This window comes from Hyella patelloides LEGE 07179, from assembly GCF_900659865.1.
Lineage (GTDB): Bacteria > Cyanobacteriota > Cyanobacteriia > Cyanobacteriales > Xenococcaceae > Hyella > Hyella patelloides.
Window position 1 is genome coordinate 1 of record NZ_LR213852.1, and the last position, 25,247, is coordinate 25,247.

A 25,247-nucleotide genomic window follows, 5' to 3' on the forward strand; every position below is an offset into this window, starting at 1 on the left:
TTCTTTTTGCCATTTTTGTTTATATGAGTAGACTTACATTCAGGGCATTGCATTGACATTTAACTATGGTTGATTATTTAGTTAGCGATCGCGTTACCGAAAAATCATACCTTAAATTACCAACGCCAAAAAAGTTTGGCATCTTTGGGTTCAAAGTGATACAAACCGCGATAGGGACAAGGTAATTTTTTGGTGGTAGTAGATTTGTCAGCCTTACTAATATCTACTTGGGCTTCTTCTCGGTAATAATAGTAGTTGTAGATAGTGTTTTTTTCACCAACTACAAGACCCTTTGTTTCACCTTCAACTTTCGGATTATACGTAGTCATCAGTTGTTCTCCAATAACTAAGAGCTAAAGGTATTTGTTTGGGTATTGCGATCGCCAAATTGACCACCTTTCACTCCACCCTGAACCGCTATGTTGTATTTACCTGATGCTGATTCTTTAGGGTCTAACTGTTTTAGTAATTCCTGAGCTTTCTTGATAATTTCTTCGTCTTTATCAGCACCAGCCTCAGTTAATTTCTTTTTGAGTGGAGCTTCATAGGTTTCAGGATCGTTTTCGTGTTCTGACAAAACCATTTCTGCTTTTGGCTCACCAGCAAATTTACGTTTAATCAAAGTCTTCAAGCCATTGTAAGCATCTGGAGCTAGATCGCCAGCAGCTTTTGCTGCTCCAGCAACTAATGCAGCAATAATTAAAGAAGTAGGTTCCATAGTTAATAATTCCTCTGTTTGTATAGTTTTTTTGGGGTTTTTCTTAGTAACAAAGTGTAGATATTAAATGTTGAGTAAATTTGCGATCGCTATTTACGATAACGGCTACTAACTTGCCTTGTGAAGATAAACAGCTAATCTAGTTTTCACAATCGGGCGATTTTTTAATAACTTTAATCACTTGTTCGATCGTTATTAGGAAGATAATTACTTTGTTATGCAATAGACTGGCTTATGAAAATAGATTTTCGTCTTCAGTAGAACAAGCGATCACTTTTTTAGATAATAGCGATCGCTTTTTTTGGTCGTCTCTCATATAAATCTTAAAACACAGCTACTTCGCGTTTGCTTTGTCTACTTGAGTTTTTGAGTTCATAGTTCATGTCTCATTAGACAGTAAAACAATCCGATAACGAGCTTTACCCGCCGAAACCTTATCCATTGCTTCATTTACTTGACTTAAAGGCATAGTTTCGAGCATCGGTTTAATCTGATTGATAGCAGCAAAATCTAACATTTCCTGCATAAATCTGCGCCCACCAACCACACTACCCACTACGGATTTTTGTCCAAAAATTAAAGGTATCAAAGGCACATTAATACTAGAAACGGGAATACCCAAAAAGCATAAAACACCGTTATTAGCCAATAAACTAAAAGCTAAATCCCAATCCAACTCAGCCGAAGAAGTGCAAAGGAGTAAATCAAGAGAGCCAGTTAATTCTTTTTCTGCTTTATCAGTACCCCATTGGTAAAAGTGGTGCGCCCCAAACTCTTTAGCTTCGGTTGCTTTATCCACAGAAGAAGACAATACTGTAACTTCCGCCCCCATCGCCCTAGCAAATTTGATTGCTAAATGTCCTAAACCACCAATACCCACAATACCCACTTTCATTCCTGGATATTTAATATAGGTGCGTAAAGGAGTATAAACGGTAATCCCCGCACACAATAGAGGAGCAGTACTAGCAGAATCTAAAGCATCGGGAATTTTATAGGCAAAATCAGCAGAAGAACGCACGAGATCGGCAAATCCACCATGATTACCCACAATTAAACCCGTATAACCCTTTTTACAAACATTTTCTTCTCCTTGTAAGCAGTGATAACATACGCGACAGGAATTGCGAATCCATCCCAAACCAACGCGATCTCCCTTTTGAAATGTGGTGACATCTTTTCCTACTTCTGTCACTATACCAACGACTTCATGACCTGCTACTAAAGGAAACTCACTGACTCCCCAGTCATTATCTCTCATGTGAATATCAGTGTGGCAAAGACCGTTATGAGTGACCCTAACCTCAATTTCACCATCTTTTAAAGGAGTGGGTTCGTATTCCCATAATTGTAATTTTTCTTTCGGTTGTAAAGCTGCATAAGCTGTAAATGTTGTCATTTTTCTACCCCAACTAAATAATGTAGTGAATGCTAGTATTTTGTTTCTTGTTGTCCAGGCATACCAGGGGAAAAATTCAGGTTTTTTCAGGTGAATAATTGCCTCTGAATTTAATTTCATTAAAGCGCGTTCTTTGCTTCATTTCTCCTCTGAAAAACTTTCTTAACTCAATTTTAGAGATCGAAGAAAATAATTCACGCCTGATATGAAGCTCGTTTCGTTAATATTAAATCATAGCAACTAGCTCGCTTGCTATACGCTTTCTTTAATAAAAACTATTGAGAGAAGGAACTATGATATCCAACAAAGATGACAACGATAAAGATCAGAATCTTGCTATACAGCGAGAAATTCTCTCTGGTCGGCAATTTTCAATAGCTGAAGCAATAGGTAGGGAAGGCGGTTCTTTTTTGAAAGGAGAATCTCCTGTACCCAAACTAGCACAAGCAATTGCAGAACTCCAGATGTTCATTAAGCAAAACTTGTCGGATTCATCAGGTGCATTACAAGCAGTTTTATACGTTTGGGTTCAAACAGATTCTAGAGTAAGTCAACATCCAAATTCACCGTTAATTGCTTTGAAAGAAATCCTTTCCGCGCTGATTGATAATCAAAATTTACTGTATGAATTTGTGAGACAAGTCGATCAAAAGTGGGGAGAGATGTATGATGAACGTCCTTATTTTCAGCAACCAGAACAACTTCCCCATCCACAGGATGAATACACCCATGAATCAGTACGCTTAAAGCTCATAGAGCTATTAGATATAGTAAAATCCCACAATTAGCCGATTATGAAATAGAGGAAAACCATGCAATCGCAAGACACTTCTTGTATTTGAAGAGGATAAATGCGACCGCTATCCTACTTTTAATGCTATCTACTTCAACAGCGATCTTTTGTAATAAAACCAATTCAATTAATGTTTGCGATAGATAGTTTTGGGGTAAGTTCTCAAAAGTTTTATCGAACCTCTTAACTAGTGGTTCAATTTCAGTTGCTTATTCCATAACTATTTGATTAAATTTCTTCAGTTGTTAGACTTGTAGCGATCGCTCAACTGAAGCAAAGACAAATTTAGATGGGAACACTTCCGCGATTAAACAACTTACAGATTAGGTAGAGTATTGTATTGTTAGCGTAAGCGTAACGCACCGATATTTTAATTTTTGATTTTATTAAATTCTCATTCTTGACTGTTGAATCAATATGACTCATGGCAAGTTGATACTGGATTTCTTAATTAAAATTATCTTTAAATGCTAAAAAAAGTCTATTCCAGAGCTTCAAATAGCAAAGTTATGGTTTAAGCGACAAAAATGGCAGTAAGCATAACCTTGCCTTGAATTTATTCAGTCTAAATCCCAAAAAAAGGATGATAATTAACTCCGATTAACTTAAGGATTCAAAAGCCACTCCTTGATCGACAAAAATTGCTGATAAATTAGGATCGTTATTGATCGCTTCGGTTTCAGAAGGATTTGCAAAAAGAAAATTATTAGTTTCTATGTTTTGGAAACGATTGAATTGAACACCCTGATTTGCTCCAGCACCATAGACATAAAATTCAGGTATGTCTTCCCCATCAGTATCTAAACCTTCTCCGATCCATTTATTGCGTTGATCGGAATCATCATCAAAAATGTTGTCATATTCCCTCCTGCTGACATACAGATAATTACCTTCAATATCAACACTACGTAAACGATATATGTCAATTAGATCGTCATCTGGTTGAGTGCTAGCAACAAAAGCGCGATTACCACCACCTTCAAGGGTAAAAGTACGACTCAGATTCGGATCGTTTAAAATATTGTCTCGCTCTTGTCTTCCTGTAAATAAGTAATTTCCCGTTTCAAAGTTAGTATTGCGAAAACGGTATAGTCCTATTTGACCTTCTGGTAAGGGAGGTGGCTCTATTATTGGTCCATTATCGTCATCGTCAGAGCGACTACTAATTAAAGCTGAACCAAACCCATCCCCTGATTCGTTTGTCCCGATACCCAAACTTTCTTGGTCGAAATCACTTCCTGCGACTAAACCATCGCTAGAACCATTAAGAATATAAATTGCACCTGAATCGGGATCATCTCCAGGGCTTTCTCCTGGTGCGCCTACTGCTAAATCCTCAAAGCCATCATCATTAAAGTCACCAACAGTTAAAGCAGCACCAAATAAATCTCCTGATTCATTCGTTCCCAAGCCGAGGCTTTCTTGGTCAAAACTATTTCCTGTCACTAAACCATTACTCGAACCATTAAGAGTAAAGATTGCACCTGAATCGGGTTCATCTCCTGGGCTTTCTCCTGGTGCGCCGATTACGACATCATCAAATCCATCATTATTAAAATCACCCACTGCCAGAGCCTCACCAAAAGAGTCTCCCTCTTCATTTCTTCCTGAGTTGAAACTTTCTTGGTCAAAATCGCGATCGCCTATCAAACCATTACTAGAACCATTAAGAGTAAAGACTGCACCCGATTGGGGGTCATCTCCTGGGCTTTCTCCTGGTGCACCGACTACGACATCATCAAACCCATCATTATTAAAATCCCCCACTGCCAGAGCTTCACCAAAGGAGTCTCCCTCTTCATTAGTGCCTAGATTGAGGCTTTCTTGATCGTAGTCATTATCGCCTTCCAAACCATCACTTGAACCATTGAGAGTAAAGATTGCTCCCGATCTAGGATCGTTTCCTGGGGTTTCTCCTGGCGCGCCTACTACCAAATCATCAAAACCATCGTTATTAAAGTCACCGACTGCTAGAGCTTCACCAAAATTATCGTCTAGTTCATTGTTTCCCAGATCGAGGCTGTCTTGAGATAACTCGCGATCGCCCCTTAAACCATCACTTGAACCTTCAAGAGTAAAAATTCTTCCTGCTCGAAGATCGAATACTCCAGTACTTTCACCAGGCGCACCCACTACCAAATCATCAAAGTTATCGTTATTAAAATCCCCTACTGCCAGAGTTGCACCAAATAAGTCTCCATTTTCATTGCTTCCTAGATCGAGGTTGTCTTGATCGAAATCATCATCGGCTACTAAACCGTTACTTGTACCCCTCAAAGTAAAGATTGCTCCTGATTCGGGGTTATTTTCTGGGCTTTTTCCTGGTGTCCCCACTACAAGATCGTCAAAGCCATCATTATCGAAATCCCCCAAAGCTAAAGCTGCCCCGAATGAATCTCCTTCCTCATTATTGTCTAAATTGAGGTTTTCTTGGTCAAAATCGCGATCGCCTTCTAAATCACCCCTTGAACCGTTAATGGTAAAAATTACTCCTGAATCGGGGTCATCTCCAGGGCTTTCTCCTGGTGCGCTTACTATTAGATCGGGGAAGCCATCTTGGTTAAAATCACTCATGGTTTCTTAAACTCTTTTAATTCCTTAATTGCAGTGAAATAAAAATCTTTCCCAATCTATGACTCAATTATCTTGTTGATTGTTTCTGATGGGGTGAGCAGAGAATGAAAATTATGTTCGATGAAACTTTATTTCACTAGAAATTAAAATTTACTTAGATATATAGCATTGCTAAATAGCGATCGCTTAATTTACAATGTCTTTTATAATAAAACCTTCAGTAAGATTGCGTTGACTGATTAGTTATTCTAAATAATTTTTGTTCTGAGTTTAAAATAATTTCCCTTGAGATTGACTAATGAAATTTTGTACTTTGTTTGCCCGATCGATTGCTCTTTGAGTTAAAGTATTCCTAATACAAAATGATCGCTTATGATGAAGCGATCGTTAAAGTAGTAATCTAGTCTAAATTATCGTCATTGAGATTAAGTACATAAACAAAATTGTTTACACATTTTGATATTAACTCGTACTAGAGTGGCGGAAGCCCCTGGCGAAGCCAAGCCAGGGGACGCGCCACTGAAAATGTCTGTATTTATTATCTGTTGCCTGTTGAGGCGTTCCCTATTCCCTCTCTAGACTGTGAAATTTATTTTGTGTAACTACTTAATACTAAATACACACCCTAATCGCTATAATAAACAGGCTGTGAAGACCTTAATAATAAGATAGAATAAGGACTTAAAGTAAATGTGTTGAGGTTTGTTTGTTCATCAGCATCGAAAACTTCAATTCCATTAGCATCCAAGGAATGTATTATAGTTTCTCCTGTTTGAAAAGAGCCATACATTTCTGTTAGATTTATATTGGCATATTCCGACAACTTATTGATTAGTAGAAGAGAACGATCTCCAGTTTGTTGTTGAACTGGTAGAGCTTCGATGAAAGGGCGATCGCTTTCATTTTGTATGACATTTCCTGTTAGATATTTAATTGCTAAAGCAAATATTCTTGCTGATGGTCGTAAGTTATTTTGAGGGTCAATCATACCGTAGATTCCATCTTTTAGATGCCAAGAGGCTGCCATGTCTATTTCTGCTTCGGCGAGATGCTTGAAAACAGAAGCAAACCAAACTGCACCAACATGAGTATTTTGTCTAGTTTCACCAGAATCCCATGAGTAATTAATGTTATATTCACTGAGAAATAGAGGAACTTTTCGTTCTGGGATATGCCTTGTTACTATGGAACGAAATCTACGAGTTTGATCCCCATATTTAGGTGTAAAAGACATTATTTTATCTGTAGGAGCGTTAGCATTACCGCTAGCGTAGCGATGCCAGGAAATAAAATCTACGTTTTGACTACAGCTATCTAAAAAATGATTTAATGTTTGAGAATCATCCCAAGTTAAAACTGGACCACCAACCTTGATTTGAGGGTCCACATTTTTCATTCTCTCTGTTACTTTGTTATAAATTTTCCATAATTCATTTAACTGTCCTGCATTCTTATAACGCGTATCTAGTTCGTTAAATGGCTCCCAGTAGATAATTTGTCGATTTTGAGTTTGGTTGAGAATTCTCACTAATTCTCCGCAGAAATTAGCGTAATTATCATATTCACTAGAATCGAGTAAACTATTGCTATCAAGCTTCATCCAACTTGGCCAGCGAGGAATATTTTGTACTATTTTTGGGTTGTGAAAATACGAAGCATCGTAACAAGCTTGAATTTTAGCTTCATCCCAGCTTTTTGCGGTTGAATCAGTCCATCTTTCGCTAAGTAAAGCATGATGTACTCGAATTAAAGGAATGTCTAGTTCAGTTAGTAGGTTTTGAAAAATAGAATCTGCTGCTTTCTGGGGAGAAGTAATTTCATAGTCGTTAGAGCTAAAAATCAAAGGTGTTGTTTGAGCAATTACAGTAGACCAATCAACTATGATTTCAGCATTAATTGATTCTAGATCTTCCGAAATAGAATTTGCTAAATTATTATTTGAGCTTTTGAGCAAACTAGAACTTTTAACTTGCCGAATTTTCTGGATAACAGTGTTGGAAACTAAACTAGCTGCAACCGTTTGAAAAAACTTCCTGCGTTTCAACATTTATGAGTATTATTTATTAGTTGTTTAACGTTTCCAATGTTTCTTGAATACGAGTGCCAGATGTTGAAAGATAATTTGAGCGATAAGAATATTCTTCAGTATTCTTTGGCACTCCATTAACGACTAAACCTAAAATTCGCGAATTATTCGTAATAAGCTGCTCCAAACTACTAGTAACAGAATTACGTTTACTTATTCCAGGACGAATAACAAATAATGTATCCAATATTACTGATGTCATAACAACTGCTTCGCTGGTAAGATTAACAGGAGAAGTATCAATTAAAACATAGTCATAATTGCCTTGTGATTCTACTGCTTCCAATCTTGCTTCAAATTGTCCCCAAGAAATTAAAGTTACAGCTTTCTCAGTTTCTAAAGGTTTAATAATAAATAAATCCAAATTTGGTTTTACTGATATTGGTTGTTCAATTTCTTGCTGGCTGTTGGGATTATAGTCAAAGCGTTGGCTTAATTCTCCTTTATAGTAATCCCCATCTACTATTAAAACTTTAAATCCTAAGTTGACTAATGCTTTGGCAAGACCTATGGTTACAGTTGTTTTTCCTTCTCCTGCTACTGCACTCGTGATGAGTAATCTATGACTTTGTTTGGATCGAGAATCTATTGATGCCAATTGTGCCGATCCTAATTTTTCTCCAGAAGATTGTAATTTTGATACTGAATTGAGATTTTTAGATTTGGGTTGAGAAATAATTGCGGAAGCTAATTTTTCAAATTCTACTTCTATGTAGGGCGGAAAATCTAAAGCATTATCAGAATTTTTAAATCTAGGTATAGAAACTATAATTGAGAAATTTTTAGATTGAAGGTCTTTAGCACTTAACAAAGGATCTCGACCTTCTAATAGAAGTAATAATGCGGTACTACCTACAACTGAAGCTAATAAGGAACTAAAAATGATTAGTTTTGTATCTGGACTAGAGGGTTTAGACTTGGCTTCTGGAGGGTCTATTACTTGGACATTGGGATAAGTATCAAACGAGTTGATACCTACCTGCTGTACTTGAGCCGTTAAACCTTGATATATACCTTCGGCAATATTTCTCTTTCTTTCTAGCTTCAATAACTGAGCTTGTTCACCAGGAATAGATTCGAGATTGATACTCATTTGCTCAATCTGGGACTTTAATTGGTCTGCTTGTTTTTGATTGGCTTCAGCTTCGCTTTCCAATAAAACTAATTGTTGAATTAAATTTGCTCGTCCCCGACTATCACTAGTTACAGTAGAATCTATTTGAATTTCTTCGGCTGCATCATCGACGTATTGTTGTAATCGACGCTGTAATTCTTCACGCTCTTGAAGTAAAGATTGTACTCTTGGTTCTTGGTTTGTAAAGTTGGTTTGAAGCTGATTTAATGTAGTGTCTACCTCTATTAGCTTATTTCTGACAAACTGGTAATCTTTATTTTCTCCCAGGCTTAAAGAGCGAATAGCCTGAGTTGGTGTTAAAGATAATCGCTTAGAAATAGTTGTAATTTGTTGTCGATTTGCTTGTGCTTGTGCCTGTGCTTGCTGCTGTAAAGAGGTAAGGTCGCTCATTACTTTAACCATACCTTTGATTTGTTCGTCACTATTAACCAATCGTAAATTTTGCTTTAATTCAGCTAATTCTTGCTCTGCTTGCTCTAAATTTTGTTTGGCTTCTTTAACTTGTTTTTGATTTGATTGGAATTGTTGCCGACTTTGGTTATCAGCTTGTCGTAGTTGATTAAGGCGTTCTTGATAAGCTTCTATCCATTTAGCTGTTCTTTGATGAGCCAATTCAGGATTGGAGGCACTGACATTTAAATTGAAAGTATTGGATTTTTCGACCAGAGAAACTTCAAACAGTTTTTTATAGGATGAAACACTAGAGAAAAGCTCTTTTTCAGGGTCAGAATCTAAAACTTGTTTCAATACTGGATTGCTGACTAGGATAGATTGTTGGACTAAAAGTGGATCGATTGTATTGGAAAAATTTATACCAGTGCTTTTTAAAGAGCCAAGTGTTCCCAGGTCAGCATCTAAATTTCCACTTGTGTTAGGCAAAATTAATTGTGCTTTGGCATCCCAAGTTTTTTGAGAAAGATTAATTTTGCAAATTGTAATTATAGTTAAAAGTAAATTAAATAATAATAACGGTTTCCAATGTCTATTTATTTTTAAATAAAGCTTATCCATGATTAATTTCTTCTTGTAAGTAAACTTAAGTTAATATCAATAATTATTCAAAAAAAGAAGCATAAGGACTTCCTTGAAAACTGGTTTTCAGCTCTGAGTAATTTTTAATTTTTTTTGGTAGAGATTTTGTTGATTGTTTTTTAGTTGAGATGTAAACAGGAGTATGTTTTACCTCAAGAAAATTTTGAATTTTTTCCATTTCTAGCACATTATTTTGGACTATATCTTCATAAAAAATCTTCAGTATTTGATGATTTTTTAAAAAAATCTCATTTTCTGCTTCTAATTTTTTTGTTTCTTCAAAAGCTCGCCTAGTTTGCTCATAGTCAAGTTCAATGATGGTATTACTATCTAGTTTTTTGCCGTTTTTTAGATACCAAGAATTAGTTGCTAAAGCCATTTGCTGAGAAACATGAACTTTAAGCAGGTTTCTTCTAACTAAATGGATAATTTTAATATCTTGTCTATCCTCCAAATATTGCCAAATTTCTTGTTGTTTTCCTTTTCTAGCATGATAGTAAAAGAGCTTAAATCCAACTGCACTGATATTTAATGGCATTTCTCTATAGACAAAATCATCGATTAATTTAATGGGATTATTGTTCTTTAAATCCCTTATGATCTGAATATCATGGTTAATATAATCCCAAAATTCTTTAGGACTATTATCTGGACTAAATACTTCATAAAACATTCTGACATTTTCATGAAACTGTAATTGATTTAATAACAGATTCGAGCCTGTTCTAGAGCGACAAAGAATAATAAATTTGGTGTATTTTAAATGCCCTTGGATTAAATTTAAGTTAAGAGCAATATCTCGAATTATAGAATAATATCTTTTTATTTTTAACAGCAAGTCTGGTTTTAATAACATTAATTTTAGTTTATTTTATAGAAAATATTGATATATATATATATATATATGGCTGATTTAAATATTCAATAATTATTTATAACTACCATATTCTTTTGAAATTTGATTGATAATTTATTTGTGTCTCTGATAGTACTGCTCCTAACCAAATAAAGAAAAACCAGATATATACTGATATCCAAGATAAGGGAAGACCTTGAATAAAAATGTACAAAGCAACCAGACTGGAGATAGCTTTTTGGCAAAGTTGATTACCTTCAACAGCAAATTTCCAGAAACTTCCTAAAGTTGTAGTTAGGGCAACAATAAAAAAAATAAAGCCAAATATGCCGTGTAAATAAAGAACAGCAGCATAGGTGGAGAAAGAACCCAGTTGAATCTTGTAAGTATGCCAGTTGGCTGTGCCTTGAGAAATTCCCCATCCTAACCAAGGAGATTCTTGCCAGGCTTCAAGAGTCTTTCGCACAACAAATTCGCGATCTGTTGATGAAGCTTGACGAGCTTGGTTAAAAATTTCTAGTGGTTTACTAATTAGATCTGATAAAGTCCATTCCCACAAACTACAGACCAAGGCTGTAGAAGCAATAAACCAGAGGTAAACTTGACGTATTATGAAACTTTTAAAGCTAGCATTAGTAACAATAGAGATTACAAAACAAACATACGCTAAACGACTTTGACTGATAATAAGTGCAGTCAAGCTACCAGCTAACGCCAGATTACGCAAGCGAGAATTTGGTTCGCTCAAGCAGATAAAGAAACTCAAAAGACCGCATATTCCAGGAATAGGAGGATCTCCCATATACAGTGAAGACCTCGGCAAGAGAATCCCAAAGAAAGGTTTGAGGCTTGCTGAAAATCTGACCATCAAACTCAGTTTATTTCCTGGTGTCAAACGAGCTAAAGGGGGATAAAATACCCCAATTTCGATTCCTGCAACCAGCAAAATAAGCTGAAAGCAAATTACTACTAAATAACCTATTGCCATCCATGCAATTGCTCTTGTAATTATGCGAGAGTCGATTTTGTTCCAAAAGGGAAGGGCTAAACAGGCAAAAATCAAAAAGTAACCCTTGAAAAAAGTGACTAAACTAGAGGCTACTTTAACTAGTTCAAAACCTAGGCTACTAAGACCAATTAATGTCGTTACTAGCATAGCTAGTGACATCGCTAACCATGCCCAGGCACAAATCGGCAAAGGTTCTCTAATCGGCTTGTCAAAATCAAATGATAAAGCTAACAAGCACATAACAACTGCTGGATAAAATAAAGGTTGTATCCCTAATAACCACCAAAGAGGAGTTAATACAATTGTTAAGTAAAGAACACGCTCGGCAAATGATAATTTTGCTGATTTGAGATATTCTTGTTTCAACCTAAATGATTTGTCAATCGCTTTAAGCATATGTCTTTAGTATTTATGCACCACGAACTTGTTGTGTTTTTTTGTCGAACAACGCTCGAAGAGAACGTCGTGAATTTCTGGGAATGAACCACATAAGGAAATACAAGATTAAATCTATGGGCTTTGGTTGTCCGCAATCAAAGGCTTCTTGAAGCAAAAACCAAAACACTTGCCATTGTTTTTCTCTGGCTGCTTGGGGACTTACCTGAGTCATAATAAAGCTCGAATAAGCTCTTGGAGTAACTAAATTTTGATTTTTACGAATCCAAGCCAAAGATTGTTGCCAGTTACTCGTGCTACTAGTACTTTGACGCTCTTGCCAACAGTACCAAATAGCTAAAGTTTCAGCTACAAAATCAATTCCCACATCTGCCAAGGTATTAGCTTTTAGCAACCAATCCCAATCTTGATGTTTTGCCAATCCCTCTTGAAAAGGAACTCGATCGAGTAGCTCTTTTTTAGTAAAAATAGTTGAGGTTTGAATTAATCCTTCTCCGAAAGAGAAAGAATTACGTGCTAAGAGATATTCACTCAAGGGTTCATCTACTTTGGGAAATCTTCGAGGATAGGTGAATTCGCCTTTTGGCGTACGGGAAGTGAGAGAGCAAGAAATAATCGGTAAATTATATTGAGAACGCTTTGCTGCTGCAAGTTGTCGCTCTAGCTTTTGGGGTAGCCATTGATCATCATCATCAAGAAAAGCAATCCATTCTCCTTTTGCTTCTGCAACCCCTGCGTTACGCGCCCCTGCGCCTCCTTTACTTATGGGAAGTTGTATTATTCTTAAGCGGGAGTCATTGATGTTTTCTAGCTCTGTAGTAGTGGCAACATCTAAGCCATCAATAACAACAATAATTTCAATTTCTTTGAGAGTTTGTGCTATGGCACTTTCTATGGCTCTTTTGACCAAATGAGGTCTATTTCGGGTAGGAATTACTATACTAATAAGAAAATCCAAAATGTTTTTCTCCTGATAAAACTAAATTTTAAGTACTAAGCAAATAAATACGCTATCTTTTAGAATCTCCTCCCATTCTTACTTTTAATCTTTCTATTTGTGCTGCATATTTTAAAACAGAAAAAACTAAAATAATTTTAATTTTTTCTATAAATGAGTATTTCTTTTTAACGGAAAAAACACGAGCATAATACTTGATTGGCGGTAAAAAACCTAAGATAAGTTCTAAGTCTATTTTAAAAAGTTTACTATCGTAACTTTTTTGGTTAATTTCTTCTTGACCACCTACTGTCCTCAAGCATTTTTGATAAATTTGCCTCAAAGAAAATCTTGCAGGATGGTGAACTATAACTAGCTCATTATAAAATAGCTGATACTCATTATTATGGACACGATGACTCCATTCTCTATCCCCATTGGATTTAAGTTTTTGATTAAAAGTGCCTACTTTATCAAAAACGCTTTTGAATGTGAATAAATTAGCAGTAACACAAAAGTGAAATTGTTCGATGTTTTGTTGTTGGGTAAAAGCACCATAACTTTCATATAATTCAACAGCACTTAAACGCTCTAAATCTTTATAGAAAAGTTCTACTTTTCCACCAACTATTCCGCAATTAGGTGTATTTATTAGTGTATTAATTCCTAGTTCGAGCCAATTTAAATCTGGAATACAATCTGAATCAGTAAAAGCAAAAATCTCTCCTTTAGCAACAGAAATTCCTCTATTTCTAGCAGCATAAGAACCAGGTTGTGCTTCATAAGTAGCAGATGCTTGTTGGTATCTATTGACGATTTCGACAATACTTTTATCTGAGGCATTATCTACTACAATAACTTCATATAAATTTTGAGGGTAGGTTTGCTCTTCGAGTGCAGCTAAACACTTTTCCAAACGTTCCGCATCATTGTAAACAGGAATTATTACGGAAACTAATGGAGTATTTTTCATTTGTTTTATTCGTGCTATTACTACTAAACAATACAAAATAGTAATCGAACTTTGAAAATTTATTTCTTAATATTCAATCTCTATATCTAAGTTGGGTAATCGAGTTGCCTCATATAAACGGGAAGAGAGCGTAACTGGATCTTTAGTATTTTTTGTCATCATATTTTTATCAAAGTCGTAACATAAATTGATTTGTTTAGAAAGCCACTTTGTTTGCATCAGTTGATTAATTTGTGAAAAAACCTGTATAACAAAAGGCATCTCCAAACCAGTGGGATTATAAGGATACCCATAATCATTATTTTCTACGTCATCAAAATATTTTTTAGACTGAGAATATTCTAATGCTGTTTTAAATGTTTTGTTCGCCCATAAATGGTGATCTGGATACACTTGCTTGAGGAGAGCAAAGGCATATAAATTAAAACTTTGATAACCAATCGCTTTATAAGCTAGTTGATGATTATTCTGCAAAACTTTTGATAAATTAAACATTGGTCGATTGAGAGAATATTCTAGTTTTTTTCTCCATTCAAACTTATTTAATGTAAGCAGATGCCGAATAACTCCCGAAGAATATACCGCAAAGTTTTGTGGCGTTTTGCTCATAAAACACATTATTCTGTGCTTAACTTCTTCTGAAGCGTACTTAGCCAATATACTGCCAATAGCTGCAAACCATAGCTGATGATTAAAAGTCATATCATAGTTTAAGTAAGAACCATCTACTCCAACTCGCCGCCATAGTCCAATTTGTTCGTCAAAAGGATGAAGCAGAAATACTTTTTCAGCTAAGTCTAAAAGTTCTGGCATTTCTAACTCTTGTGATGCAATTATTAGGCTTTCAATTGTCCAAGCTTGTCCAATTAGTCCATTACAACTATCTTTATTGGGATTTTTACGATGCCAAAATGTTGCTTGCATCGGACGAGATTCAGGGCTAGATAAATATTTAGCCATTTTTTGCCCTCCATGCAAAAACTTTTTTTCTTGGGAAATAGAATATGCTTTTAGAAAAGTAATAAGCCAATGGGATGTATTACGAACAGGGGTTTCTTCATCATAATAAGAACCATTATGCCCTGGAGGCATATTACCTACTTCAGTATCTAACAACTCGTATGCAGAGTTAGCACTTTTGACAATTATTTCGTAGAGCTTAACCATAATTTAGCTGTTTTGTAGTTTTTTCTTAAAAAGCTGATTGAGATTATTAATTCTTCCAGTATTGGTTGCGATATTACATATCCATCCTGTTAACCAAATGAAAATTAGTTCTGTTTTTGTATCTCCAATATTTTTATCAAAAATGATTGATAATGAAGGTGGTTTTATGCCATTAATTATTTTTCTGAAAATTTTCCACGAGGAGTCATTTTGCTCTAGCCAAATTTCAACTTGTCCCTTACCAACTCGATACTGTTTTTTTAGCAGTGGTAGCAGCTTTCTTGCTGGATGAAATACTTTTGCTTCAGGAGAATATACTAAGTTAAAATTTGCCTTGGTTGCTTTTTTAGTCCAAATTACATCTCCACCCGATTTTAAGTGACTCGGAAATAGTCCTACTGCATCAAACACATTTTTCTTGACAAATAAATTGGCGGTTTTGCTTACCTTTCTGTTTTTTATATTATTCTCAATTTGCATATTAGTTACGGAGTCATATACCTCAGCAAAAGACTTATACGACGAAAAGGTAAATACTACATCTCCTCCAACTAAATCTATTGTTTCTGACTTCAAAGCTTCTACTCCACTTGCAATCCATTGTTCTACTGGTAAACAGTCTGAATCTATAAATGCTAGTATTTGACCTTTTGCTAAGGCTATTCCTCGATTTCGTGCCGAATAAGAACCTGGATTTTTTTCTACTATTAACCTTACTTGCGAAAATTGAGAAGTAACAATTTCAATATTTTCGGAAGAATTATTATCGACAACTATGATTTCAAATAAACTTTTAGGGTAAATCTGCTTTTCTAGAGCTAATAGACATTTTTTCAACCTTTCAGAGTCATTAAAAACTGGGATAATTACTGAGACAAAAAAAGAATTATCTTTATTGTTCATAGCTTTACATTGTAGTTTATTTCTTTTGAATCAAATTTATTTTTAGACTATATTTAAAGTATTATTCTGTATTTGTTAGGTGTTACTGATATCTTGTTTAAGATATATTTTCTTTGGTTGGCGTCAAATAAATTATAAAATTTTTTCTGTTTACTATTTTGAATTTCTTTACTAACTGATGATTTCCATTCTTCATTCTTTCTAATAATATCTTTGGTGACAGTATGGCGATCGCATATCATTTGCTTGTCAAAATAGATCTCAATAAATTTACAAAGTTTCTCAAGTTCTAACTGTGGATTTTCTATTAATGCTTCATACTTTACTATTGAGTGGTTATACTGTTCTGAATATAAATTAGAAATATGTATATCATTAAGCCATCGCTGAATACATTTATCTATATTCCAAGCTCCATTCCATATTTCTGGATATTGACTACTTACAGAATAAAGAGAAGAAACCACATCTATTCCATTACGGATAATATGGATAAATTTGGCGTTATTTACTAATTTTTCTATATAGTTAATACGATGCAAATGAGCGGGAGTTTTTTCAAGCCAGCAGCTTTTATTTTGCTGTATGGCGATCAGATCCAAAGCTTTGATAAAAGCTTGAGAATGTTGATGTATTAATGGTGATTTATTGGGAAGTAATTGCTGCATTTCTTTTCGATTAATATCAGCAAAAAATTGATTAAAGTTAGCTCTTGCTCTTGTGGAAACTAAACCAAATTTGCTACGAAAAGAGTCAGGGTTAATCGCTCTTTGAAAAAATTTAGATTCAGGAAATGATATAATTTTTGGGTGTGCAGCCAACATACTTTGTAGCAAAGTTGTACCAGAGCGCGGACATCCTACTAAAAATACTCTTGCTTTAATTGAATTGTTTTTCATGACTTTTTATAAGTTTAGTTAGAAGATTTTTTATTTAATTCTTTACCAGAAATCCCCCCATAGCTTTTTTGTGAATCTAGATTTTGGTAATGTTCGCAATCTCTAAATTTAATAATTCGAGTTGGTTGATTTCCTACTATTGCTAGTTTTGGAATTGATTTAGTTACTGTTGTTCCCGCGCCGATTATTGCTCCATCTTCAATCGTAATTCCTGGAATCAATATGACATTTGTACAAATCCAAACATTACGACCAATTATTATTGGTTTGAAAACATAAGTATCATCGTAAGGTAAACGTGAACTATGGTAATCATGACTTGATGAATGGATCACAAAATTGCGACTAATGTGGGTATTCTGACCAATATTTATGCCTCCACGACCATCTAAATAAGAATTTTCTCCAATAATCACATTGTCTTCTAGTACTACGTTTTCTGGGCGTATAATTTTAATATTTCCATGAAAATGTACTCCTTTACCACAATGCTTGAGTTGATTTTTAAGCCATAAATGTTTTTCATTTATAACTGTGGAATTTGCCCAATAAATTGTTTTAGAAAGCAATTTTGCTAATTTATATTTAATTTTTTGATTAACATAGCTAGTGTCCATAACTTTAGTTTTAATTAACGATTTGCAGACAGTATAAATCTAGTTTTTTCTCATTTTTTTATCTGTTTAAATGTTTGCCACATATCCAATAGAATTATTTTGCCATTGGGAAGTATTATCCAAAGTGCTATGTAAAACAGCCCGTATAACAAACAATCTAGTAATAAATTGAGTAAGTTATTAGTTTGAACTAAATCCAGGCGATCAATAATAATTAACAAAGCCGACGCGCCAATAGAGGCGAACATCGGTCGAGAGAGTGTTTTAGCTAACTCTATAAATCTCAGAGGTGTTCCCTGGTAGCAGTAAATCATTCTGGGAATCCAAATTATGGGTCGAGATAAACCATAGGCAGCAGCTACACCTATTGCCCCCCAATGTATCCCGATCAAAAACACAGTTACATCAACTGCTGTGAGAACAAGTCCCATACGAAACTGACGGTCGGTACGACCCAAAGATTGAAAAACCCATCCTCCAGCTACATTAAATGTACCCATGAAAGCAGCTGGCATCAAGAATCGAAAAATAGGAACTGCATCTATCCACTGCTGTCCTAAAGTTAATAAAATGACTTTCTCAGCAGAAGCAAACATAAATCCCACAACTGGCATTCCCAAGGTGGTAATTAGCAAAATTGCTTTGTAATAATATCTACGGTATTTTTCTGGCTCTGACTTTAAACTGCTTAAAACTGGGAGAGCAACTTTGTTAACAGGACTATTGATCTGCTGTATTGGTAACAGAACTAGCTGATAGGCTTTGGCATAAAGTCCTAACTGCTGAGAACCCCAGTAACGACCAATAAGCATATTATCTAGATTGCGAGAAAAATAATTTACTAAGCGAAAACCAGTTAAATTTCCACCGAAAGCGAGCATCGATTGAATCGCCGAATCTTTTCTAGGTAATCCAGGTCGCCAACTACAGGCAATCCAAACCCCCAGAGCATTAGTAATAGTTGTTGCTATTTGCATTAGAACTAATGCCCAATAACCCAGTCCATACCAGGCAGAAACAATTGCAGTCATTACTCCGACCAACATAGAAACAATTTCAATTTTGGCAAGATTAGTGAAGCGCATTTGTCTTTGTAGCAGTGCTTGATGCTGAACGGTTAAACCACCAAAAACAAAGGTAATCGCTAAAGCTAGGGTAATTCCCCTCAAAAGTGGCTCATCATAAAACCAGGCAACCATAGGAGCTAATGCCACTACTACCAATGTAATGACACAGCTTACTGCTAAGTTAATCCAAAATAGAGTGCTAACCTGCTGATGATTAATCTCTGCTTTTTGAACCGTTGCTGCTGATAATCCCAAGTCTTTAAACAACTGAACGAAGCCAATAATTACAGTTGCCATGCCAATTAAGCCGTAATCTTCAGGTGATAGCAAACGTGCCAAAACTACGGTAGAACCCATTCTCAAGATAAACTTGATTGCCTGTGCTGCAATCGTAATCGCACCGCCTCGAACAGAACGCCTTTTTAAATCGTTTTTGAGGTATTGAGTACTAAAAAACTCTTCTGTATTTAGATTAGATAATTTATGTTGGGTAGATTTTGCCACTTGAATTACTTTAATTACTAATCACGACTTCACTAAACCGAGTGTTCGCCCAATTACCGATTGAGATAGGGGTGCTAAACGCACAGAAATTAGAGTCAAAAGCGATCGCGGATCTTGAAGAAAAATTGTGTGATCGCAGTGCCATGCTCGATTAATATAGTTTTTTGCTGAATCTGTATCACCAGAAGTCAAACATAATCGGGCTAAATACCGATTCATATAAGCATAAGCAGTTGGTAATAAATGATTTGTTAATTCTGGATTACGTTTACAAGCAGCAATAATTACTCGTAACTGGTTACTTTTCATTTCTTGCACATTAAATGAAAGCCCAGAAGGACGAACTCGATAAAAACATTGAACACTTGGCTCTCGATGAAAACGCCATTTTCTGGTAGCTGCGATTCTCAACCAATAATCAACGTCCTCGCAACTCCTTAAAGTTTCATCAAATTCTCCTATCTCATCAAAAATGCAGCGACGAAACACTGCATTAGAACCATGACCAATAAAGTTTTTACAAAGTAAGGCTGCAAGAGGATTTCGTTTGATTGGTTTACCACTTAAGCGCATAAAAGTAGGAGTACCATCATCACGAATTGCCTGCGAAGCACTGTAAACAACGCCTATCTGCGGTGAAGATATCAGCCAAGCAAAGTGATTAGCCAATTTCTCGGAGTTATAAACATCATCTCCATCGAGCAAAGCGATATATTCACCACGAGCATGGCGAATGCCATAGTTACGAGCAGATGAAAGACCTCCATTTGGTTTCCGTAATAATTTGAATCGAGAATCTTTAGCGCAGAAAGATTCAACTATTTCAGGAGTCTTATCAATTGAACCGTCATCAACTACCAATGCCTCAAAATTTTTAAATGATTGACTTTCTAATGAAAGTAAAGCAGCTTCTATGTATTTTTCAACATTATAGGCAGGTACTACAACACTTATTTTTGGAATAGACATATAACACTACTCAATTAAATATTCTAGGATGTGTAATTTTGCTTATTTAGCTATTTTCTAAACTTAAGATCTCATTTGTAGTAATGTTAATGTCTTGAACATTTTCATTTTCTACCAAATAAATCGAATTATCGTGATACTTAGCCCAAAAAATATAGAATAAGAAAAGGGGATTACCTAACAAATATCTCGTTGCTAAACGTTTAGGTTCTCTAATTAAACGGTACAACCACTCTAAACCTGCGTTAGATATCAATCTTGGAGGAGTCGGTACTAACCCTGCTAGCCGATCGATAACTGCACCACAAGGAATAATCACTAGAGTTTCTAAATTGTCATAATTGTTTTGAATCCATAATTCTTGTAGTGGCATTCCCATCCCGACAATTAAGATATCAGGCTTAAATTTATTGATTTTGTCAATTATAATTTGATTTTCATTCAAATCTTTGTAGTCAAAGTAGCCATGATGTCCAGCCAATAATAAATTTGGATGTTTCGCTTTTTGCTTTTCAATAGCTTTGTTTAAATTTTGTGGTTTTGAACCCAACAAAAATACTGATAAGCTCTCTCGCTCACATTTATTTAATAGCCTTGGAATCATTGAGGTTAGAGATACTTTGTATTTAGAGTCTATCTTTGTCCCCATAAACTCTAAAGCCTTCAAAATTCCCATGCCATCGCAAACTGTAATATCGGCGTACTGATGAAACGCCAAAAATAGGGGTAATGACATGGACAGATTAAAAGCGTGAACGTTGTAGTTGGAAATAACAATTTTGACTTTTTGTCTACAACTTTTAAAAATTGCTTTAATAACTGTATCTATTGTGACTAAATCAACTCGTCTATTAAAAAAATAAACTGAAGATATGTTTAGCTCTGTACGTTTATGCATTACATTTCTTGAATTTGGAAGAAAATATAGATTATTAATCACAGAATTGTTTCCTAGAACTCAACTCAAGATAGAAGCTTGATTATTTCTTGATAAATGTAACTTTTAAGTATATTAAGTGAAAAAAATGTAAATCACAATCACTTACTTTACATAAAATTTGTTTTTTTTTCGTAATAGAGAATCTAAGCCCTTAAAAACTTTATATTATCTTTATAAAAAAGCGATTTTAAAATGAAGATAATGTAAAGTATGTCTTTTTGTACATAAAATGTATATTTTTTGTAAATATTTTATGTAGGATTACGTAAGCAAAAATCAAGTAAATATTCTTTTTTATCTCACTATCACTTAAGTATGATGACCATCAAAGTCAGGTTTTGTTGACATTTCCGTAAAACCACCTTGGTTGTCCGAGAAAACTCTTAAAGTGAAGCCTCCGAGATTTATCCGTGAGGCGGGCGACTTAAACTGAGCAACGGGGTTCATAAACGCCTTTTCGGGTGGTCAACATTTGCGGGAAACCCACAACAGCGCGATTTGCGAATCTCACGCTCAAATTACACCCTCAGAAACCACAGGCGACGACCCCAAGAGCAAACCCTTCAATTTATTCTCGATCTCATATACCATTTAGGCTTAAAATCTTTATTTAACGAGGCTTTTAGCCATTGTATAAAACATTTTAACTAGCCCAATGCACCTATCAGTTTACTGTGTGGAAAATTTAACTTTTGTCCCCGATCTAATCTGTTCGGTGGGATGAAGAATCACTTTTTCTTCTTCTTGTAATCCTTTTTCAATTACTGCCTCAAAATTACTACGTTGACTTACTTTTATTTGACGTTTTTGAGCTTGATTGTTTTCCACGACAAAAGTACACCAATCATTAGATAAGACGCGATTATTTCCAGGTTCACAGCGAAATAAAGCACTCAGAGGAATCAGCATAACATCTTCTCCCGACCAAACCACGGTTTTTGTTTCCACTCGATAGCGATCTTGGAGAAATCCGCTTTGCGCTGAGTCTAAAGGTATCTCAAGATCGACAAAATCGGCAATGACATTGACTCGTTGTTCTTCCACTCCCAAAGCTGAAACTTTAGTAAAAGCAGAGGGTTCTACGTAACGCACCTTTGCCTTAAGAGTTGATTGTCCGCCCCATTGTTCGAGAAACATCATTGCATCAGGTTTGACTTTCACGGCATCAGAAGACAGTAAATCAACTACGATTTCTAAATCTTGAGGATTCCCTAATTCTAGCAGTTGAGTTCCTGCTTCTACATACTTGGCACTTTCCAAATTAACTCTTAATACATAGCCATCAATTGGCGATCTAATATTGGTATGATTAGCATCATCAGTTAGTTTTGCCAGTTCTGCTTTAATGCTAGCAATACGAGCATCATACACATCTAGTAGATAATCTGGGTCTTGTTGTTCAGCACGGAGAATCGAAAGGGCTTCTTGAGCAGCCTTAACTTCGGCAACAGAACTTTCAGCGACTCTTTGTTCGGCTTCTAAAGCCCTAATTTTAATAGTTTCGTCCAACTCGGCTCGTTCTTTTTCTTGACGAGAAATTACCCCATCTGCGTGTAGCTGTTGGTTGCGCTGGCGATCGCGTCGTGCTTGTTCTAAATCTGCTCTGGCTCGCTCTACCTTAGCAACTGCTTCTTTTTGTTTAGCTTCTGCTGCTCTAATTCTAGCTTCGGCTTGAGCTATGGCTTCTCGTTTAGGACGCTGGGTTTCTACTCCTGCTTTTTCAGCTTCCCATTGGCGCAATCGGGCTTGAGCTTCCTGTATATCGGATTCTAGGGGTAAAGGATCGATTTGAGCAATGATGTCTCCTTGAGTAACGCGATCGCCTTCATCTAAATTAATTCTCCTTAGTCTTCCTTCTACAGAAGCAGAAACATTGTAACGTTTGCGGATACGGGTTTCTCCTTCTTCATCTACAGTGACACTCACATCACCCCGTTTAACTTCTGCTACATCCACAGTAATTGGTGAGGGACGAAACGCCAAGATTAGCATTGTCAGTAAACCCAATCCTCCCAGAATATAAGGTAACTGTCGAGGAAAATACTTTCTTTTCTGTTGTTTTTTTACTGGAGGGATGGATTCTGATTCCTTGGCTTCTTGATCCTGAGTCCATTGAACTGTTTCTGATGGTTTATCGATCATTGCTCAGTAAAACTATATAAACAAGGTGAGTCGCTTGTACTAGTAAGTAGTTCGAGGTTATTTCACGATAGTAACAACTTTTCACTTCAAGATTAAATTTATTAGTATAGACAACCTGTAAGTAAAAGATTCCCCAAAATAAGGGCTATCACCGTCCAAAAAACTGTTTTTAGAACTAGATTCTGTAACTATTTCTGGATTTTTGCGATCGCCCGTTGGACACCTCGCTAACTTTTTCTAGTGTGGTCTTTATTCTCAGAATAGATGTTAAATATGAGGAAGTTGCGAGGGTTAAAGTTTGGATATTTGAATTAAAAATATATAGACATCTGCATTAGAATACAACTAAGCATTGAGGCATTTTGCATCTAAATTCAACTTCTAAATCTAACTATGGTTACAACACCCTCAAAACCCATTACCTTAGAAGAGTTTCTTGCAATGCCAGAAACTAAACCTGCCAGTGAATACATTGACGGAAAAATTATTCAAAAACCTATGCCAAAAGGAAAACACAGCACAATTCAAGCTGAACTAATTATCTCTCTTAATAGTTCTCTCAAGCCACAAAAAATTGCTCGTGCTTTTCCTGAATTAAGATGTACTTTTGGCGGACGTTCGACTGTACCTGATGTAACTGTATTTACTTGGGATAGAATTCCTCGTGATGATGATGGTGCAATAGCAGATTCTTTTCAAGCTGCACCAGATTGGACAATAGAAATTTTATCCCCTGACCAAAGTCATACTAGAGTTACTAAGAATATTCTTCACTGTTTGGATAATGGTACACAATTAGGATGGCTTATCGATCCTAGCGAGCAGTCTATTTTTGCCTATTACCCTAAGCAACAACCCGCATTTTTTGAAGATGCTAATGATGTTTTACCAGTCCCCGATTTTGCCAAGTCTTTTCAGTTAACTTTAGGGAATTTATTTGGTTGGTTATTGGAATAGTGTATTAATTTTGACACTGATTAATCAATCATATTAATTCCAGATACTTTTGTTTTTTGATCGACGAAATAGTCGTTATAAAAAGAATATATTTCTAATCTATCCTCATAGATAATGTGCAACTGATTAGTATAATTTTTAGAGTTTAAAAAGATTCGCCAATTTACAGGCTCTCCTGGAATAGAAAAAACTTCTTCATTACTGCTTACTACAACAATAGATTCTTCAAATTCTACAACTGTACCAAAAGATGCTGCTTTAGCTGATATTATTTTTCCATAATCTTTATCAAGATTTAAAGTTCCTATCGGAGTAAATTTAGGAGAACCATCTCTTTTTGAAGAATACCTTATTGCTTTTATTGTTCCATCATCTCGATATGTATATATTTTGTCATGTATTCCCCATGAAAAACCTGATTCGTTATTAGATTCCTTAAAAATTTCTTGTTCTGTAATTATCTTGTCAAATTCCCTTATTTTTTTCTTAGAATTTTTTGGATCTTTATTCTTCTTGAAAGCAGCAAAAAAAGAAGAGGATGTATAAGATGTTGCATAAATATTAAAGTACGACCAATCACAATATGTGCAGTGTTCATTACTTATATTTTTTGGAGTTTCTTTTTGCTCATTATCTTTTTGAGGATGAACTTTGAGTTGAAATAAACCTTCAGATCCAGTTGCTAAGGCTAATGTTGTATATGAGTTTGAAGCTGTTATATCAAAAATCGGAGCATCCCAAACCTTTTCAAAATTAGGCTTTAAATTATTACCACTACATTCTGAGGAATGAACTCCTGACTTTAATCCAACATACATTTTTCGATAATAAATTTCCGAATCGGCATGAGGGAAAGGGAAAGGATTTTGTTGTTCTATTAAATTTCCTTTGTTCAATGAATCTAAATTTAATTCCAGTTCTGACTTGGCTATTTCATCAAATCTCTTTAAAAGAATTTTCTTTATTTCTGTATCCATAAAAAGGATTTGCGATCCTTTAGAATAAAAAAGATTACTTTCTAAAAAAGCTCGGAAAAATTCCGATAAGTTCCAGATTTATTATATGGTTGTTGAACCAGAATATCAGAGACAAGGACTAGGAACACTGATATCAAAATCTATTTTAAATCTTACCTACTATTGTTAAACCCTTCCTCAGCATCCCTGCTTAATCT

21 protein-coding genes are annotated in these 25,247 nt (G+C 35.4%); 2 read left to right on the forward strand and 19 right to left on the reverse strand.

Translation table 11 applies throughout. The annotated features are described in order from the left end of the window. Positions 1 to 116 precede the first annotated feature (116 nt). The 3 genes from H1P_RS14810 to H1P_RS14820 form a co-directional block, all read right to left on the reverse strand. Positions 117 to 329 (reverse strand): hypothetical protein, encoded by a 213-nt coding sequence (locus H1P_RS14810; RefSeq protein WP_144868445.1) that lies wholly within the window; start codon positions 327 to 329, stop codon positions 117 to 119. Positions 330 to 346: 17 nt separating this feature from the next. Next, complete coding sequence (locus tag H1P_RS14815) at positions 347 to 718, reverse strand: hypothetical protein (RefSeq protein WP_144868447.1); 372 nt, start codon at positions 716 to 718, stop codon at positions 347 to 349. Positions 719 to 1,097: 379 nt separating this feature from the next. Beyond that, positions 1,098 to 2,237 (reverse strand): NAD(P)-dependent alcohol dehydrogenase, encoded by a 1,140-nt coding sequence (locus H1P_RS14820; RefSeq protein ID WP_222427065.1) that lies wholly within the window; start codon positions 2,235 to 2,237, stop codon positions 1,098 to 1,100. 173 nt (positions 2,238 to 2,410) lie between these two features. On the opposite strand from H1P_RS14820, the gene H1P_RS14825 reads away from it, so the two are divergent. After that, the gene (locus H1P_RS14825) at positions 2,411 to 2,905 is read left to right on the forward strand and encodes a hypothetical protein (RefSeq protein ID WP_186375973.1); all 495 of its coding nucleotides are present in this window, start codon (positions 2,411 to 2,413) and stop codon (positions 2,903 to 2,905) included. Between the two features lie 605 nt (positions 2,906 to 3,510). Here the strand turns inward: H1P_RS14825 and H1P_RS14830 are convergent. The 15 genes from H1P_RS14830 to H1P_RS14900 form a co-directional block, all read right to left on the reverse strand. After that, positions 3,511 to 5,484 (reverse strand): FG-GAP-like repeat-containing protein, encoded by a 1,974-nt coding sequence (locus H1P_RS14830; protein WP_144868449.1) that lies wholly within the window; start codon positions 5,482 to 5,484, stop codon positions 3,511 to 3,513. Between the two features lie 625 nt (positions 5,485 to 6,109). After that, positions 6,110 to 7,531, reverse strand: a complete 1,422-nt coding sequence (locus tag H1P_RS14835; protein WP_144868451.1) for a GH39 family glycosyl hydrolase — start codon at positions 7,529 to 7,531, stop codon at positions 6,110 to 6,112. A 16-nt stretch (positions 7,532 to 7,547) separates the two neighbouring features. Then, the gene (locus H1P_RS14840; protein WP_144868453.1) at positions 7,548 to 9,716 is read right to left on the reverse strand and encodes a GumC family protein; all 2,169 of its coding nucleotides are present in this window, start codon (positions 9,714 to 9,716) and stop codon (positions 7,548 to 7,550) included. Between the two features lie 43 nt (positions 9,717 to 9,759). After that, the gene (locus H1P_RS14845) at positions 9,760 to 10,593 is read right to left on the reverse strand and encodes a sulfotransferase (RefSeq protein ID WP_144868455.1); all 834 of its coding nucleotides are present in this window, start codon (positions 10,591 to 10,593) and stop codon (positions 9,760 to 9,762) included. Between the two features lie 82 nt (positions 10,594 to 10,675). Further along, complete coding sequence (locus H1P_RS14850; RefSeq protein ID WP_144868457.1) at positions 10,676 to 11,998, reverse strand: O-antigen ligase family protein; 1,323 nt, start codon at positions 11,996 to 11,998, stop codon at positions 10,676 to 10,678. 13 nt (positions 11,999 to 12,011) lie between these two features. After that, positions 12,012 to 12,956 (reverse strand): glycosyltransferase family 2 protein, encoded by a 945-nt coding sequence (locus H1P_RS14855; protein WP_144868459.1) that lies wholly within the window; start codon positions 12,954 to 12,956, stop codon positions 12,012 to 12,014. Between the two features lie 52 nt (positions 12,957 to 13,008). After that, positions 13,009 to 13,908, reverse strand: a complete 900-nt coding sequence (locus H1P_RS14860; RefSeq protein ID WP_144868461.1) for a glycosyltransferase family 2 protein — start codon at positions 13,906 to 13,908, stop codon at positions 13,009 to 13,011. A 66-nt stretch (positions 13,909 to 13,974) separates the two neighbouring features. After that, positions 13,975 to 15,024: an agl cluster protein AglQ gene (locus H1P_RS14865; protein ID WP_144868463.1), complete on the reverse strand. Its 1,050-nt coding sequence runs from the start codon at positions 15,022 to 15,024 to the stop codon at positions 13,975 to 13,977. A gap of 54 nt (positions 15,025 to 15,078) precedes the next feature. Further along, positions 15,079 to 15,978, reverse strand: a complete 900-nt coding sequence (locus H1P_RS14870) for a glycosyltransferase family 2 protein (RefSeq protein WP_144868465.1) — start codon at positions 15,976 to 15,978, stop codon at positions 15,079 to 15,081. A 53-nt stretch (positions 15,979 to 16,031) separates the two neighbouring features. Continuing rightward, positions 16,032 to 16,877 carry a sulfotransferase family protein gene (locus tag H1P_RS14875; protein WP_144868467.1) on the reverse strand — a complete coding sequence of 282 codons (846 nt, stop codon included), beginning with the start codon at positions 16,875 to 16,877 and terminating at the stop codon, positions 16,032 to 16,034. 14 nt (positions 16,878 to 16,891) lie between these two features. Continuing rightward, on the reverse strand, positions 16,892 to 17,494 hold the full coding sequence (locus tag H1P_RS14880) for an acyltransferase (protein WP_144868469.1): 603 nt from the start codon (positions 17,492 to 17,494) through the stop codon (positions 16,892 to 16,894). Positions 17,495 to 17,544: 50 nt separating this feature from the next. Continuing rightward, entirely contained in the window at positions 17,545 to 19,065 is a 1,521-nt protein-coding gene (locus tag H1P_RS14885) for a lipopolysaccharide biosynthesis protein (protein WP_144868471.1), read from the reverse strand. Positions 19,066 to 19,086: 21 nt separating this feature from the next. After that, positions 19,087 to 20,034 carry a glycosyltransferase family 2 protein gene (locus H1P_RS14890; protein WP_144868473.1) on the reverse strand — a complete coding sequence of 316 codons (948 nt, stop codon included), beginning with the start codon at positions 20,032 to 20,034 and terminating at the stop codon, positions 19,087 to 19,089. Between the two features lie 46 nt (positions 20,035 to 20,080). Further along, positions 20,081 to 20,974 (reverse strand): WecB/TagA/CpsF family glycosyltransferase, encoded by an 894-nt coding sequence (locus H1P_RS14895; RefSeq protein ID WP_144868475.1) that lies wholly within the window; start codon positions 20,972 to 20,974, stop codon positions 20,081 to 20,083. A gap of 669 nt (positions 20,975 to 21,643) precedes the next feature. Then, entirely contained in the window at positions 21,644 to 23,116 is a 1,473-nt protein-coding gene (locus H1P_RS14900) for an efflux RND transporter periplasmic adaptor subunit (protein WP_144868477.1), read from the reverse strand. Positions 23,117 to 23,509: 393 nt separating this feature from the next. On the opposite strand from H1P_RS14900, the gene H1P_RS14905 reads away from it, so the two are divergent. Then, on the forward strand, positions 23,510 to 24,073 hold the full coding sequence (locus H1P_RS14905) for a Uma2 family endonuclease (RefSeq protein WP_144868479.1): 564 nt from the start codon (positions 23,510 to 23,512) through the stop codon (positions 24,071 to 24,073). Positions 24,074 to 24,093: 20 nt separating this feature from the next. Here the strand turns inward: H1P_RS14905 and H1P_RS14910 are convergent, their stop codons facing one another. Beyond that, positions 24,094 to 25,050 (reverse strand): hypothetical protein, encoded by a 957-nt coding sequence (locus H1P_RS14910; RefSeq protein ID WP_144868481.1) that lies wholly within the window; start codon positions 25,048 to 25,050, stop codon positions 24,094 to 24,096. Positions 25,051 to 25,247 lie beyond the last annotated feature (197 nt).

Coding starts and splice junctions, on each gene's coding strand:
- H1P_RS14810 (WP_144868445.1), bottom strand. CDS start 329: ATGACTACGTATAATCCGAAAGTTGAAGGTGAAACAAAGGGTCTTGTA.
- H1P_RS14815 (WP_144868447.1), bottom strand. CDS start 718: ATGGAACCTACTTCTTTAATTATTGCTGCATTAGTTGCTGGAGCAGCA.
- H1P_RS14820 (WP_222427065.1), bottom strand. CDS start 2,237: ATGAAATTAAATTCAGAGGCAATTATTCACCTGAAAAAACCTGAATTT.
- H1P_RS14825 (WP_186375973.1), top strand. CDS start 2,411: ATGATATCCAACAAAGATGACAACGATAAAGATCAGAATCTTGCTATA.
- H1P_RS14830 (WP_144868449.1), bottom strand. CDS start 5,484: ATGAGTGATTTTAACCAAGATGGCTTCCCCGATCTAATAGTAAGCGCA.
- H1P_RS14835 (WP_144868451.1), bottom strand. CDS start 7,531: ATGTTGAAACGCAGGAAGTTTTTTCAAACGGTTGCAGCTAGTTTAGTT.
- H1P_RS14840 (WP_144868453.1), bottom strand. CDS start 9,716: ATGGATAAGCTTTATTTAAAAATAAATAGACATTGGAAACCGTTATTA.
- H1P_RS14845 (WP_144868455.1), bottom strand. CDS start 10,593: ATGTTATTAAAACCAGACTTGCTGTTAAAAATAAAAAGATATTATTCT.
- H1P_RS14850 (WP_144868457.1), bottom strand. CDS start 11,998: ATGCTTAAAGCGATTGACAAATCATTTAGGTTGAAACAAGAATATCTC.
- H1P_RS14860 (WP_144868461.1), bottom strand. CDS start 13,908: ATGAAAAATACTCCATTAGTTTCCGTAATAATTCCTGTTTACAATGAT.
- H1P_RS14870 (WP_144868465.1), bottom strand. CDS start 15,978: ATGAACAATAAAGATAATTCTTTTTTTGTCTCAGTAATTATCCCAGTT.
- H1P_RS14875 (WP_144868467.1), bottom strand. CDS start 16,877: ATGAAAAACAATTCAATTAAAGCAAGAGTATTTTTAGTAGGATGTCCG.
- H1P_RS14880 (WP_144868469.1), bottom strand. CDS start 17,494: ATGGACACTAGCTATGTTAATCAAAAAATTAAATATAAATTAGCAAAA.
- H1P_RS14890 (WP_144868473.1), bottom strand. CDS start 20,034: ATGTCTATTCCAAAAATAAGTGTTGTAGTACCTGCCTATAATGTTGAA.
- H1P_RS14900 (WP_144868477.1), bottom strand. CDS start 23,116: ATGATCGATAAACCATCAGAAACAGTTCAATGGACTCAGGATCAAGAA.
- H1P_RS14905 (WP_144868479.1), top strand. CDS start 23,510: ATGGTTACAACACCCTCAAAACCCATTACCTTAGAAGAGTTTCTTGCA.
- H1P_RS14910 (WP_144868481.1), bottom strand. CDS start 25,050: ATGGATACAGAAATAAAGAAAATTCTTTTAAAGAGATTTGATGAAATA.